The organism is Microcoleus sp. S36b_A4 (assembly GCF_036700645.1).
In the GTDB taxonomy this organism is placed as follows: Bacteria; Cyanobacteriota; Cyanobacteriia; order Cyanobacteriales; family Microcoleaceae; genus Microcoleus.
On the sequence record NZ_JAUBPI010000067.1, the window covers coordinates 20,865 to 34,993 of the forward strand.

15 protein-coding genes are annotated in these 14,129 nt (G+C 44.3%); 7 read left to right on the forward strand and 8 right to left on the reverse strand.

From position 1 onward, the window contains the following. Positions 1 to 36 precede the first annotated feature (36 nt). On the forward strand, positions 37 to 429 hold the full coding sequence (locus tag QUA03_RS19935; protein ID WP_333214280.1) for a hypothetical protein: 393 nt from the start codon (positions 37 to 39) through the stop codon (positions 427 to 429). 95 nt (positions 430 to 524) lie between these two features. Here QUA03_RS19935 and QUA03_RS19940 read toward each other — a convergent pair whose 3' ends face one another. Next, positions 525 to 1,214, reverse strand: a complete 690-nt coding sequence (locus QUA03_RS19940) for an iron-containing redox enzyme family protein (RefSeq protein ID WP_333214282.1) — start codon at positions 1,212 to 1,214, stop codon at positions 525 to 527. A 207-nt stretch (positions 1,215 to 1,421) separates the two neighbouring features. On the opposite strand from QUA03_RS19940, the gene QUA03_RS19945 reads away from it, so the two are divergent. The 4 genes from QUA03_RS19945 (at position 1,422) to QUA03_RS19960 (ending at position 4,929) form a co-directional block, all read left to right on the forward strand. Then, positions 1,422 to 1,769 (forward strand): hypothetical protein, encoded by a 348-nt coding sequence (locus QUA03_RS19945; protein ID WP_333214284.1) that lies wholly within the window; start codon positions 1,422 to 1,424, stop codon positions 1,767 to 1,769. Positions 1,770 to 1,862: 93 nt separating this feature from the next. After that, positions 1,863 to 2,846: a GntR family transcriptional regulator gene (locus QUA03_RS19950; protein ID WP_333214286.1), complete on the forward strand. Its 984-nt coding sequence runs from the start codon at positions 1,863 to 1,865 to the stop codon at positions 2,844 to 2,846. A gap of 35 nt (positions 2,847 to 2,881) precedes the next feature. Then, positions 2,882 to 3,433, forward strand: coding sequence for a GIY-YIG nuclease family protein (locus tag QUA03_RS19955; protein ID WP_333214288.1), 552 nt, complete (start codon positions 2,882 to 2,884; stop codon positions 3,431 to 3,433). 272 nt (positions 3,434 to 3,705) lie between these two features. Beyond that, positions 3,706 to 4,929, forward strand: a complete 1,224-nt coding sequence (locus QUA03_RS19960; protein ID WP_333214290.1) for a hypothetical protein — start codon at positions 3,706 to 3,708, stop codon at positions 4,927 to 4,929. Positions 4,930 to 5,378: 449 nt separating this feature from the next. On the opposite strand, the gene QUA03_RS19965 is transcribed toward QUA03_RS19960, so the two are convergent. The 3 genes from QUA03_RS19965 to QUA03_RS19975 all read right to left on the reverse strand — a co-directional run bounded on the left by QUA03_RS19965 (position 5,379) and on the right by QUA03_RS19975 (position 8,051). Further along, positions 5,379 to 6,890 (reverse strand): pentapeptide repeat-containing protein, encoded by a 1,512-nt coding sequence (locus QUA03_RS19965; RefSeq protein ID WP_333214292.1) that lies wholly within the window; start codon positions 6,888 to 6,890, stop codon positions 5,379 to 5,381. A 560-nt stretch (positions 6,891 to 7,450) separates the two neighbouring features. Then, positions 7,451 to 7,816 (reverse strand): hypothetical protein, encoded by a 366-nt coding sequence (locus QUA03_RS19970; protein ID WP_333214294.1) that lies wholly within the window; start codon positions 7,814 to 7,816, stop codon positions 7,451 to 7,453. A gap of 70 nt (positions 7,817 to 7,886) precedes the next feature. After that, complete coding sequence (locus QUA03_RS19975; RefSeq protein ID WP_333214296.1) at positions 7,887 to 8,051, reverse strand: hypothetical protein; 165 nt, start codon at positions 8,049 to 8,051, stop codon at positions 7,887 to 7,889. A gap of 181 nt (positions 8,052 to 8,232) precedes the next feature. On the opposite strand from QUA03_RS19975, the gene QUA03_RS19980 reads away from it, so the two are divergent. After that, entirely contained in the window at positions 8,233 to 8,628 is a 396-nt protein-coding gene (locus QUA03_RS19980) for a nuclease A inhibitor family protein (protein WP_333214298.1), read from the forward strand. Between the two features lie 400 nt (positions 8,629 to 9,028). Here QUA03_RS19980 and QUA03_RS19985 read toward each other — a convergent pair whose 3' ends face one another. From QUA03_RS19985 to bla, 4 genes are all read right to left on the reverse strand, one after another. Beyond that, positions 9,029 to 9,913: a DNA/RNA non-specific endonuclease gene (locus QUA03_RS19985; RefSeq protein ID WP_333214300.1), complete on the reverse strand. Its 885-nt coding sequence runs from the start codon at positions 9,911 to 9,913 to the stop codon at positions 9,029 to 9,031. Positions 9,914 to 10,054: 141 nt separating this feature from the next. After that, the gene (locus QUA03_RS19990; protein ID WP_333214302.1) at positions 10,055 to 10,306 is read right to left on the reverse strand and encodes a CopG family transcriptional regulator; all 252 of its coding nucleotides are present in this window, start codon (positions 10,304 to 10,306) and stop codon (positions 10,055 to 10,057) included. Further along, positions 10,303 to 10,893, reverse strand: coding sequence for a ParA family protein (locus QUA03_RS19995; RefSeq protein ID WP_333214304.1), 591 nt, complete (start codon positions 10,891 to 10,893; stop codon positions 10,303 to 10,305). The genes QUA03_RS19990 and QUA03_RS19995 overlap by 4 nt, the downstream gene beginning before the upstream one ends. 508 nt (positions 10,894 to 11,401) lie before the next feature. Next, complete coding sequence (gene bla, locus QUA03_RS20000) at positions 11,402 to 12,367, reverse strand: class A beta-lactamase (protein WP_333214306.1); 966 nt, start codon at positions 12,365 to 12,367, stop codon at positions 11,402 to 11,404. A gap of 624 nt (positions 12,368 to 12,991) precedes the next feature. On the opposite strand from bla, the gene QUA03_RS20005 reads away from it, so the two are divergent. After that, positions 12,992 to 13,735 carry a hypothetical protein gene (locus QUA03_RS20005; protein ID WP_333049745.1) on the forward strand — a complete coding sequence of 248 codons (744 nt, stop codon included), beginning with the start codon at positions 12,992 to 12,994 and terminating at the stop codon, positions 13,733 to 13,735. Positions 13,736 to 14,129: the final 394 nt, after the last annotated feature.

The following is a 14,129-nucleotide window of genomic DNA, read 5'->3' on the forward strand; positions in this document are numbered from 1 at the left end:
CACCCATAAGCGACAGATATGTAATAAATATTTACAATGACTGAACCCGTATCACCTTTATTGAGGTGGCTTTGTGAAGAACAGGCGGACATTCACGGCACAGAATTAGCTCAACTAAGCGGTATTGCGCGGCAGACTTGGAGCAAAGTGCGGCAGGGAAAGCAGGATCTCAGCAGCGACTTGCTGTGGCGGTGCATGGAGGTGATTGCACGGTTGCGGCCGGGCAGCGAGTGCGCCCAGGTGGTTAGCATCATCACCTCTCAAAATGACTTGGAGAGGAAAAAAAGGGAGAGAGAAGAGCACCCGCTTTTAAGGATTGAACGTGCTTTGTCTGAACTAAAAGACGAGACTGAAGAAAACCAAGCCATGCTGTTAATGGCAAGGCGCTTGAGAGAATCGCAGGACAAGGTTAGTGTGATTAATTTTTAGGAAAGCCAACTCCAGGGATGCTCTGTGATACTGAAAAGGGTGACGCTGTGTGAGTATCGCCACCATGTTTTAGTTGCTTTTTCATTAGGTGTCCGCTATTTTCTTGCTGCCACCAATTGAGCAAGTGAAGGTGTCTCCTGATTGCCCAGATTGGCGGTACACCAAGAATCCAGCATCCGACCATACAGCACGCTAGTTTCACAAGCGATGCGGCTGTACTCTTTTCCTAATGGGGAATCTTCATCGCACTGTGGGATGAGGTCAATGCCCATTGCCAAATGTTCTTGGTCGATTTCACGGTGTATCGTCCAATAGCGATTTGTTTTGAGTCCGAGGCGGGTGAACACGGGAATGACCGCAGAAAAGAAATCGAAACTCACGCCCTCAGAAATGAGATTCATGGCAATAACTTGATGCTCGTAGGATTCTCGCAACACGGAGCGGAAACAATAGGCGCTCACCAACTGCGTTTCTAGGGTGGCAGCGATGGAGGTCGGGTTTTCTCCCGGTTCCAGGAAACCGTGTTTGTGCATCCAATCAAGTAGCAGCGAGGCGTGGTCTACTTCTTCGGTGGTGTGGTGTGCAAAGCATCCTTGATACCGAAAGTCCCGGCACATCGTATAGCGCATCGCTAGTGCGGCAGTAAAGTCACTCGATTGATAGTACAGTTGCCTGACCCAAGCCCGAACATCATCGGGATGCTCTACTGTGGTTAGCAGCTTGTAAAAAGCTCCAGCCAGAAGATTCTGGCGGTATTGCGCTCCCAAATCCAATAACCACTTCATTTTGTTATCTCCTCTTTACAAATTATGGCAATACAATAAGTGCGTTCTATGGTACACCAGTATTATAATATGAGTCAATCAGTATTATTGCGGTAAGCCCCTATCAGATGTGTGATATAATGCGCTAAGCTAATTCAAAAGGTAGACTCCTGGATTTCCAACAATGGGGAGCGAAGAAAGTAGAGATTTGTTAGTTGAGAATTTCTGATGCTGTCAATTTCAGACCGACTACAATATCAAGAGAATGCAGGCATATTAATTGTCAACAACAATCGGCAAATGGTAGGAGTAACGCCCAACTTATTGAGGATTTGGCAGCTACCCGAACTCATTGTGCGATCATTATCCGACCAACTGGCATTGGAGTTTGTATCCAAGCAATTTGATAATCCGCAATTGTTTCTCAAGGATATGACGGAAATTTACGAGCAGACGCATCTAGAGATTAATGAAAAAGTACAACTCAGGGACGGTCGCATTATAGAGCGTCATTCCCAGCCCCTATGGTTCAATGGAGTTTATGTCGGTAGGTTGTGGATGTTTAACGTAAATTAGTGTAATGGGTAACACAGAATTCTTAGCAATATTCTGCCTTTTAGCAGTGTCTCGTAATCAGTAAAGTATGAATTAATGACATGAGAAATAATTATGCCAACTTGTATGACAGACCCGGTTCTACCGCTAATTGTGGATACTGCTTCGCCTATCACCATCGGCGCTCAAATCACCGAGCAAATTAAGCTACTAATCGCGCGCGGAAATCTCAAGCCTAATCAACCCTTGCCGCCGATTACCCACTTGGCTAAGTGCTTGGGAGTAAATCACAATACTGTAGCTCAGGTATACAACGAACTGATTGCTTTGGGATATCTGGTAGGCAATCGAGGTAAAAGAACGGTCATTGCCGATACTCCGTTTATCAGACAAATGGTGGCCCGCAAAACCTTTTATGACCTAATCAGCCAAGCTTTTCATTCAGCATCCAAATACGGGTTAACCGCATCAGAGTTTTCAGCAGCAGCTTATGCTCAAGCCGTGTTAGTTCAGCGCCATCAAATAAATGTAGCGTTTGTGAACTTCTATCCCGATAGTATCGCTATCAGTACCTGTTTAGAAGCTGCAATAGGATTAGGTATGGTATCGATTCCTTGGGCGCATTTGGCAGCTAAAGAACCACAAGCCTTATCCCAACTATTATCTGCTGATTTAATAGTAACCACCATCAAAAACCTGTGGGACGTAGCTCAGATAGCAGACCCCAATAAGGAAGTAATAGGGATTGAAGTGCAACCCGACATGCAGTTATTGAGCCATATCTCATCCTTGCCCCGCAATGCCAGGGTATTGTTCGTGTGCCAAGAACAAAGCAGCAGCGAAGCAATGAAGCAGATTATCGACTATAACGTGCATCACATAGAATCAACAGCCGTTACCCTAGAATGCCTTCAAAACAACGTCCCTGGACTCCAAGAATTTGATTTAGTGGTAGGTTCGAGTCAAGTTGAGAATCAATTGAGCAGGTACATTCCCTCATCCCTAAAATTAATGACCTTCAGCATCGGCATTGACCCGGTGAACTTACTCGTACTCCAAGCTCGTTTAGCAGCAGTGGAGATGGAAAAGTTAATGTAGTATCAGTTTATTAAATTCAGCTATTTTATAATCCTGTGAAACAACTCGAACTTTTCCCCCAGTTTCAATCACAATATTCTGTTACATCCCCTGCATTGGTGATGAGTTCCGAGAGGTTGCATTCTTGGAAACAGCGCATCCTTGAACACCAACAATCTCAAGGCGCTGACCAACCGCGACAGGGAAACTTATTCGAGCTCGCACCCAATCCCTGTAATACCGATAGCATTGACCCGTTTACCTTGGAGCTGCACAATCTCTCGTTCTGTGAGAAACCGGATTGGGGCGATCGCACTTGCCTCTACTTCGTTATCGACAACGAGCTTCCCTTGCTACTGTATATAGGAGAAACAGACCGTACTCCCAAGCAAAGATGGATGAGCCACGATTGTCATAAGTACATTGCCAACTACATCGAACTGCATCGCCGCTACTCCCTGAATGTGAGTGTAGCCATAGCTTTTTGGTATGGAGCGCCGAGCAACCGAAAACAACGGCTCCAGTTAGAATTGGAGCTTATCTATAAGTGGAAGTCGCCATTTAACAAAGAATGCTGGCAGTGGTGGGGACAACCGTTTGGTAAGTGAATTGCTCAAATTCCCCCGCAGTAAGAAAAAGTGAAAGCGATCGATAGCTTACTTGAGAACCTGCTGACAAAATTGCTGTTTTAACCTTTGTTGTCCATTATTGAATTTTATTATGAACTAAAACCACATTCGGAGCTAGCTTTCTCATAAAAATAGCTTTGAATCTGTTAAGAAATAAAACAATATAAAATAGAGTATTGTAGTTTGGGTTACAAATATAAGGGATAACATCTAACCTACTTTCATTTCTCTCTTCATTCAGAGGTCTTGCTATGGCGATTGAACTGTCAAATCTAACATTTACCAATCGGGCGGATATTGTCCCCGCGTCGGGGGTCGAGGAAATACTCAATACAGGTGTTGCTAATCCTCTTGGTGGCAACGACATAATTACTGGTACGGGGAAAATTGTTACCGGAGTCTACAGCAACAATTTTTTCTTTGTTAATATTAGCGGATTCTATAACAACGGCACACTTAATACCGCCCACGGTAACGACATAATCACGGGCACCGTCAATGGCGATGACGTATTCCTTTACGATTCCCATGCTGGTATTTTAAACAACTATGGGATTATTCATACCGATGATGGTAACGACATAATCACAGGAATTCTCCAAACTCCCGGCTCCTATAACTCTCCTACTGCTGGTATTTATAACCACTATGCTACCATAAATACCGGGGATGGTAATGACATAATTACTGGCACTGTTGAGGGAATAATCACTGGTATTAGCCAGGTCGGTGTGGGAATTCAAAGCGACTATGGCACTATCTATACTGGTGATGGTAATGACACAATTACGGGTACTGGTAGCCAGGATTTAGGTATATTTATTAATTACGGTGGCACCCTCGATACTGGAAAAGGGAATGATGTAATCACGGGTATTGGCAGGAGTGGCATCAACAACTTTATGGCCACCTTTAATACTGGGGACGGTAACGATATAATAACTGGCACTACCAACGAATTATATGGCTGGGGGATCCGCAACTCTGGATCTATGGATACTGGCAATGGCAATGACGTAATCACTGGCACTAACATTATCGGTGGTGGTGTCGGTATTTGGAACGAGGAAGGCGGCAACATCGATACTGGTGATGGTAACGACATAATCACTGCCATTAGCCAGGCAGGTCTTTACAACTTTGGTAGCATTAATACTGGTAATGGTACCGACTCCATCATTCTTGAGGGATATAATCAGATTGGTAGCGTATTTTTAGGAGATGGTAAAGACTATTTTAAGGGCTTTGGTAGTGGTGTTTTAAATGGTGGAAACGGTAAGGACATACTGGAATTAACGTCGGGGTCGAGAAGTTATACCGTCGGTATATCGGGAACAACGGTGAAGTTCACTCAGCTTAATGACGTTGGGATAAATGACATTTTGATAACTTCCGAGTTTGAAGAACTCATAGCTGGTAGCACAAAGTATGACTTCAGCCGTCTAACCAACGGTCAAACAATTAATGTGGTTTAGCAGTCTGTTTGAGAATTAGGGAACAGCTAGTTAACAGAAAAGTTGGGCTGTCCTAAAAGGTCTTTAATTCTTTATTGATAACGCTTTTCGGCAATTTCCTAAAAGAATGGGAGTTTTGGTTGTGGGGATGGGTTCTGGTTGTTGGTTTATACTTGAGAGCTAACTTACCTCCGTTCCCCTTTCCCGTTTATTGAAATCCACGTCACCCTTGAAAAATTAGTCAGTTAATCAACTCTAAACCAGACCTGATGTGTAAGCGGTCAATGCTTTCAGAAAGCCCCAGCAAACTACCGGGGCTTAACACACAATTACTTCAGCTTCAAAGCCCTTGATTGCACCTGAATGAGTAACCTTTCAGCAGTCTGTTGAATCGCATCATCAGGTGCATATCCTGAATACCAATCAGTCGGATAGGGGTATCTTGCACTATGCCTACAAATACTGCAACGTTAAGCAGGCAACCCTAACCCCTTCAGAATCATGGGTAATAACTTGGTACACGCCTCTACAATGCTGGCAGTCTGGGGCAAACTGCTCAATGTTGCCTCAAACATCTTCCTCGCTTTCCGTGTCAGCCCTTGTTTTTTAGCAGGTTCCTCTGTTTGCTTAGCTTCTGCTAAAGCTTGCACCTGCTCTAATAAATCCACTTTGTCGGGGTCGGATAGATCGGAATCACTTTCGATGGCTTGTTGGAGTTGTGCCAGGAGTTCTTTGATGTTGGGTTCCGAAGGTTCCGAGGAATCGGGCAACTGATTGAGAGTGTTGGTCACGCTGCCGCTAATCGTGCCCAAATTAACGACTCCATCACCGCCAACTAACCCGCTGATGTCGCCAATGCTGCCACCCCCTGAATGAATGTTGATTCCTTTGTTTTGAGTCATTACTAATTCTCCTTTAATGATTTGAATTGTTTCTGCGTGAATCTTAGATTGATGCGTACCTGTTTCGATAAACTGCTCAATCGTATCCTTAAGTGTACGAATTTCACCATCTTGTTCGGCCAGTTTTAGCTGAACGGCAAGCGGCAATTCTTTCTTGATTCGAGCGTAATCTCTAAAATACTGATGGCTTAACTCTGATTTGTCGGCTCCTGGCGCAGTTGTAAACCTGAGATTCAAGCCATTGTTGCCCCGCCGTTCGATAGCCACAAACCGCAGCTCTTGCTCTGGATGGTTGGTGGATAAGTTTTTAAGTGCAATGGAGATAGCGCGGGGGTCAATATCCTGACTGTGGTACAAATCTAGAGTATCCACGTAAGGCTTGATGAAATCAGCAAACTCACCCTGAGCAAAAGTTTCCCCCCAGTTATCCGGTTTCCGCAATCGGTTGGGATTATCTTTGGTTTCCAGGCGCATGAATACATAGTCGCATTGCACGTCCTCTAGCTTGGTGCTACCTGTAATCCCCCAATCTTCGATACAAGCTCCCGTGAGAATTGCTCCCGTCATATTTGTACCATCGAGTTGTGCTTGCTTCAGGATGGCTCTGGACAAATTAGCATTCCGCAAATTAGCGTTGTTGAGGTTTGTTCCAATAAAACTGGCATCTTGTAGATTTGCACCTTGTAGGTTCACTCCTTCCAAATTCAAACCATCAAAGTTTTGAGCCTGTCCGTTAAGTGTGACGACCAGTTGCCGAATTTGCGGATTGGCAAGGTAGGTATTGTCTAGACGAGCATAATTAAGTGCTTTAACTTCATAGAAACGAGTACAAGTAAGACTAGCCTCTCGGAAGTCGCAAAACTTAAGCGTTGCACCAGTAAAGTCTACATCAGTTAAGTTGGCTCCCTTAAAGGAATTTCCTCCTCTTGTCACTATTGCTATTACTGCTTGCAGCCTCCATAATCCACCCAAACTGCAAGTGAGTGCTTTCTGGCTAAGATGCCAGGAAATTGCAATAGTTACAATTACGATCGGCATTACTTTGGTTAGGGGTACACTTATAATAGTTACTGCAAGCATTGGGATAAATGTACTTACAGTAGCTATCACAATAGAGCCTAGTGAAACTCTCAATAAAATTAGCGATAAAGTGGCTAGTTCTATACTTATTGAAACTAACACTATGGCTCCAGATCCTAAAAAAAAAGGAACACTTACGTCAAGGCTATTCGTTGGGGAAGGCAGAGTGATCGATAATAATAGAAGTGGCAGTAAGGCTCCTATACCTATAATAGTTCCCAGAACAAAGTTTTTTCGTATACTACTAAATAATGTGATACTTAAAGAAAGTAAAACTGAAACCCCATAAGGGAATGAAGATTTTGTCAATAATCCCGTTGCTAGTAAGCTTCCTGTTCCTAGGAAACAACCAGCTAAGCTAGCTAACAGTAGTGTTGCAAAAAGCAGGAAAACTTGCCAGCTCCATTTAATTCCAAAATTAACATTATGGAACTTTGATTTTTCAAGGTTTACCTTAGTAAAATCTATTCCTTGTAAAACAGCAAAATCAAAACAGGTTTCTGCCCACCCTACATCATGCGGTCGTTGCATTTCTTAAATAATGATAAGCTACTGAATTATCAGCCTACTTCACTACACCTTTTGTCACAGTCAGCATGACCGTTTCTCCAGCAATTAACTAGGCATACTAATTGAGGAATAGCGTCAGGGGGGCGGTCTGGTATATCAAATACTCCTGGTGGAATAATTCTTTTAATATTAATTCCTTCCGACGTACTTGAAGAGTCTACTACCTCAAACTGAAAATTTTTGATGGCATTATCTATTGGATTTAAGGAGTTATCTGAAGACTCGTCGAAAAGAGAATCAGATAATTGAACCGTAGTTATTCTGAAGCTGATGAGTGACTTAATCCATTCTGTTGCAAGCTCTTTTTGCTCCTTAGAGAGATTGTCCCATCCCGGACATAAAATCTTTGCTGTCATACTGCTAGCTCCCCTAATTTTTAGGTTAAAGAATAATAGGAGTAAATCAGATGCTTTATCAGCCCTGAAGTTACTGCACTCGCAACTGGTGAACGAACTGACGACTTCCACTTTCTTTGAGGCTATCCGCCGTTCGCACTACCTCGTCAAACGCCACCTGAGCCATCGCATCATCGTGCTTCGACAAGTCTGGTAAAACTCCAGCATACATCCAAGCTTGACCAATTCTACTCACTTACTAGAGCCTGGTTGCCACATCAGGACGGTTTTAGAATTGCTGGGAGACCAAAACCTACAGGCAACGGTGGCTTACACTTGTGGAAGATTATCCAGCCAGCGTTGATGGATGCGTTTGCCCCAATTCTTCATCCCTAAAGGTTCTAACTTGCCTTATTTTTAGCTAACTAACAGCCACTATGACCGACTCGATCGCCACCCAACTCAAACAAGCTTCCGAGGGCTTACTCTTCGGAAGCGAAACCGATGCCCCCTTTGAAGTCATTCACTGGCCAGCACAAGGAGAACTCACTCCGCCGAAACTCTTGCAACTAACCGGACACCCATCCGATGCTTCAGTCGAAGTAGTGACAGTCGATGAGTTCTTTGATACCCCCACTGCTGAAGAAGATTGGCACGATGAAGAGGAAGAGGAAACGGCGAAGCGCTTTCAGAACTTAGTGAGCGTGTTGAAGCAAAACCTCTCGCAATTGCAAGTTTACCGAGTTGGCAGCATTGAGATTGATGTCTACATCGTCGGGGAGACGGACGGTGGCGGATTGGCGGGGCTGTCTACGAAATTGGTCGAGACTTGATTGCAACAGACAGGATGAACTATGATTGTTTGTTAATCATTGAGTTACATAGCAACCATAATTAGAGTCAGGAAGAGAAGTTGTAATATGAACAAACCCGGCAAAGTATTTAGTTGGCTTGCTTCTCTTTACAGTTTTGGTATGCTAGGGATTTTATTATTCCTCTCTTACACAGAGAACAAGCCATACCAGATGGGTATTATAGCTTCCTTTCTTATGCTGCTAATTGTTTTTCCTCCCCTCTGGTCGTTCCTTGATCGAGAATATAATGTCAGAATTTACTGGCTAATCAAGTTTATTTTATGGATTGGTTGTTACGGATTCGTAATGGCAAATATTAATGCAGTTGGTTAAAATTATCAAGCAAAAAAGTATACTTGATAAAAGTTGTATCCCTTCTTTACTGACTGTCCACTTTGCTTTCAATCACCTGCTGAACCTGGGGAGACACATTCGATAAGAAGTTCAGCCCTGTTTCCTTCTCAACTTTTGCCACGGAAACTCGAAAGCTTTTCCATCCCGAACCTTTGACGCTGGCATCGTTGGGCATCATCACAGCGATCGTCCTAGTGTCGGCTCTAATTCCCTGCATCCCTAATCCTTGTCTATCCATCACCACGATAACTTTCCAATTCCTTGCCGGCACCGCAATCTTTTCTTTTTTGCCGATGCTGCCTTTCCTCCCCACGGGCCCAGCTACGATGTAAAGTTCTTTTCCTTGCTGCACTAATTCTCTGCAATATTCCTCCAAATCTCCCCACACGCCTCTGTTGAGTTCTGGCACTTGGGGCATCATGTTGGTCATCAGGAATGTGCTGCTGTTATCCGCTTCGTTGCGGGTGCGATCGGCACTGGGTGCAATGTGTCCCCGGTCGTAACCACTTCCGGTGTAATCTGTTGGTCGCACTTTGTACCAAGCATCTGGGAGGGAATCATCGGGGCGGAAGTTGTCTTGGCGATCGGCTGCTCCCATCCAAGAGCGGTTCAGTTGCCACGAAACCCAGTTGGCGGTCTTTGTTTTACTGTTGTAGCTCATCACAAACTGCGACTTCACCATCAAGTAATTGTCGATGTTGGCAACATTGGGAGCTGCATTGCTGGGATTGCCCAGGAGCAAATTGCGGTTGTTGGTTGCCGAAGCGATCGGTGGCTGCGTTGTGGGTTTCTGCACTCTTGGTTTAGGAGAAACAGGCGTTCGTGAAGATGGCGGGGCTGATGTCAGATTGCAGCCAGCCATCATCCCCAAAATCAGAGCGATCGCCCCCAACTGCCATATTTTGTTCATGCTGCACCGCTCCCTTATGATTCCTGTGCCAGCTTACCAACAACAGTACGCTTGCCTCAAGAATGCAGCAATTGACGGGAGAGATAACTGCAACAGATAAGACAAATATTCAAGCGTCCAAACGTTCAAACGTCCAAGCATTCAAATGTCTTTGTTGACCTTAAGCTGCTGGAGGTATTGAGCGACGGACTTTTCAACCAGCTCGCTGATTTCTTCACCTGACTGTGCGGCAGCAGATTTGAGGTCGCGGTGCATTTGTTTGGGCAGGTAAACCGTGGCCCTGACAAAGTTTGGGTCTTTGCTTTTGGGTAACGCCGGAGCGGGTACAGGTTCGAGATCAGGTTCGCCTGGTTTGAGTTTCTTGGCTTTCAGTAAATCATCAAAGCGGCTCATGGGAGTATCTCCTTACCGACAGCGGCATAACAACCCCAAGCAGCTTTGGCATAGGCATCTTTGACAGCACTTACGGGAACCCCTGCCAGCGCTGCTTTTTGAAATACTGCTAACCGCCTGATCTCAGCTTTAAATATCGGTAACTGAGCTTTCTCGATCGTTCTCCGAGACTCAATCCCGACTTTGCTAGGAGCAGGTGGGATGAGGGTGAGCAAAATGCGGTAATTCGAGTTTAGGGAATGCAGAGCTTCCACCATTTGCACCATCGCGGTGAGGGCCATCGCATCGGGAGAGCTGGGCAAAATCAGCAAGTCACACCCTTGGGCTACAGTTTTGAGTTCGTCGGGGTCGGGTCGGGCAGGCGTGTCTATCACGATGTGTTCGTAATCTCTGGCAAAGCGAACTCCTTGCTTTTCATCCACCACTTTGAACGGGAGAGAACCCCGCGCACCCCAATCCAAAGCACTGCGGTTAAGGTCGCCGTCTACCAAAAGCGTCGGCGCTTTGGTTTGCAGGTAAGCCGCTAAGTGCAGCGCTGTAGTTGTCTTTCCGACTCCGCCCTTGAATGAGGCGATTGTCACAATCATAGGTTTATCGATACGTTGATTAACTCAACTTTATCCCTTAATCATCTAAATGTCTAGACGCTTGAATGACTGAACATTTAAAATGATGCCGTATTGAGCGAGTTATAGGGCGGGTTGGCTCGGCTAATTAACGATAACAACGTAGCGCTCGGTTACAGGTAATTGGAGGCGGTGGATCTTCCCCAAAATCAAGCAGTTGCTGCACTGGAAGAGTTTGCCCCTTATTTGATCTCTCGAAGGTGTGATACTGTTGTGAGCCGCATCACCTGCTGTTTCTTTAATCATCTAAACGTCTAGATGTCTGAGTGAATAATTCAAGATTTATGCAACTGATACCTGGCGATATAAACCAGAGCAAAGAGAATGCGTTACTTTGTTTAGAAGGGCATTGATAACTAAAAATGTGCTTAACGTCCAGTGGCATCAAAGGTTTAGGAATCACAAAAGTTCTTGATGAGTTCCACTATAAAAGAGAGCGATCCACCGTTAACACCTTCGCCTTCAGCAACTATTTGCTCCATTCGTCCCATGCTGCCAAAGCCACTTTTGCGATGACTCCCTCACGTACCGCATCGTTTGCTCTAGAGTCTGAAACAAAAACAGCGATCGCCAGATGCCGTCCATTGGGGAGCGTCACGAGTCCAACATCATTGGTTGCAGCCGTCACTCCATTTACAGTAGAAGAAGTACCGGTTTTGTGAGCCACAACCGTCCCATCAGGCAACAGTCCTTTAATGCGCTGTGGGCCTGTAGTTGTCTCTGTCATCAATTGCAGCAATAAAGCTTGACTAGATTTGGAAAGTCCTTTTCCCTCATGAAAGGCGCGCAACAAAACGATGGTGGCATCAGGTGTTGCATAGTTACGATACTGCACTGCTGTGTCTTGCCCTAGCTCCTTCTCCGTGTTAGCAACGACGATACCCTTTACGCCAAGACCCCGCAAATACTCCGTGACAATTATTGGTTTTCCGAGTTGTCGTAACAGCACATCAGAAGCCGTATTATCACTTTCAGAAACCATGTACTTCAATAGTTCAGCCAGACTGAATTCCATTCCCTGCGATTTCTCGTTGAGAATCCGACTACCCTGGAGGACATCACTGGCTTCAACACGAATTTTCTGGTCTAGCTTCAGTTTTCCTTGGTCTACTTGAGCCAGAACAGCCATTGCAATAGGAAATTTGTAAACGCTTTGCATCGGAAAGTGCTGATTTCCATTCAGACTCACTGACTCTCCGGTTTCTAGCACTGTGGCTGTAACTCCAACACGCCCGATCGCCGCTTGAGAAATTTGTTCGATCCGATCACGTAATTCGTTGGTGCTATCGGCGTTGGATATTGTGATACTGCTCGGTGCACTTGTCTCGGTGTTGGGAGTGTTTTCTCTATTATTGGAGTTAACGCTTGTACAACCTAGAGTCAGTAAACACAAGCAAAATGTGTAAAGCCAAACTTTTTTAAGAGCTGGAATCATGTCAATAGTTCTCGGTTAGGGTGAAGCCGTATTAAGGATAGAAAAAGTAGGGGTGAGGTTTTAAGGGGTACAGCCGAGATACCTGCATTCCGAGGACGTGATTTTAAAAAACGTAACAAATAAGTGGCGACTTTGCTTTCGAGGAAGCTTGGAAGCACAAAAGCATCCTAAATTAGCTGACTATTCAACCAAGTTTGAGAAGGCCGAGTAGTAGTTATACTCTGCCTCGTACAGACCCTCAAAGCGGAAATCTTTGACTGCTAAACATTTCATGCTTTGCTACTTCAAGTCATTTTGTCTTATATTTGCAAAACTTTACGTCATGTCCTCGGAATGCGCGTATCTCGGCTGTAGCCCGACTCCGTTTCAACTTGATTGACTTTGTTAAGATTCAAACTTGATTATAGGTTTGAGTTCGGTTCACAGATATAAAGTCTATTGGCGGTTTTTTGTCAAGTACAATTTATACCCAATTAGATGAAGTTACCCTGTTTAGTAAGGAATTCCGCCAATGCGTCAAGCCGGAAAAAACCTAGACGGGAAATTAGCAAAAAAAGGGGGTATGGGAACAGTTGCTATATAATTAAATTTAACTACTCACTTTTGATTTACCGGAGAATCGAGATGAAAGACCTTCTTAGTATAATTGAGAAAAAGAATCAGGAATTCGCTCAATTGCCGTTTTTTGAGTATATGAAAGATGAAAGTGTTGAACCTCGGCAAAAACTGGCATTTGCGCCAGTGATTACCCCACTGGCATTGGAGTTTAGCGAGCTATGTAAGCGGGTTTTGCGACAAGAACCCACGACAAATAAAATTCAAGAAATCGTCAATAAGCACACTTATGAAGAACATTTCCACTGGCAATGGCTGCTGGAAGACATGGAGAAGATGGGCATAAATTATTCAATGCCCTTCAGCGATGTTGTACGATTCATTTGGAGTGAGCATACCAAAATATCTCGCTCCATCCTTCCTCTGTTTGAGCGCTACACTTACCAAGCCGATCCTATCATAAAGTTGGTGGCGATTGAGGTTTCTGAAGTTACAGCAAATGTTTTCTTCCAGGCAACCAATCCGGTGGCAATGCAACTGCAAGCTATGACTGGTCATGAGTTACGCTATTTTGGTATGTATCACAATCATATTGAAAATACCCATACGCTCCATACTCCAGCTTCTTTGCAAGCTATTAGAGACATTGAAATCTCAGAAAATATTCGTCAACAAGCGATGGAGTTGATTGATGTCGCCTTTAACTATTTTACAGAACTGGTCAATGAGTTTTTGGTTTACATAAAAACTCATTCCTATGAAAATCCGTTTGGCAAGACGGCTCTTTCAGAGCGATCACTGAACGCCGTCTAATTTATCGCCATTAGTCAGTTGTTGTAGTGAGAGTAGAGGGGATAACGCTTCTCTTCTACTATCCTTTTACAGTTAATTCCAAATCGCTTGAGAACTAAAAATCCGGTGGCACTCTTAATTTAAAATCTAAAATCTAAAACCGTTTTATTGTTACTGAGGAAACAAATTAGCGACGCAGCATTTAGTCCTACGTTGCCCTACCAACACATGGTTGTAGGGGGTGTCGATATAGATTAACGAGGAAAGAATGGTATGTTACATTGATTAACCATTAACCGAGAGAATCGTTAGGTTATCGCACGCGAGCGCTCAATTAACTGTCGGGGCGACAAGTCGCCTATAACGCTGATAGAATAAGCCTCATAGCTCTTATGCCTTGTTGATAATTAGGTAG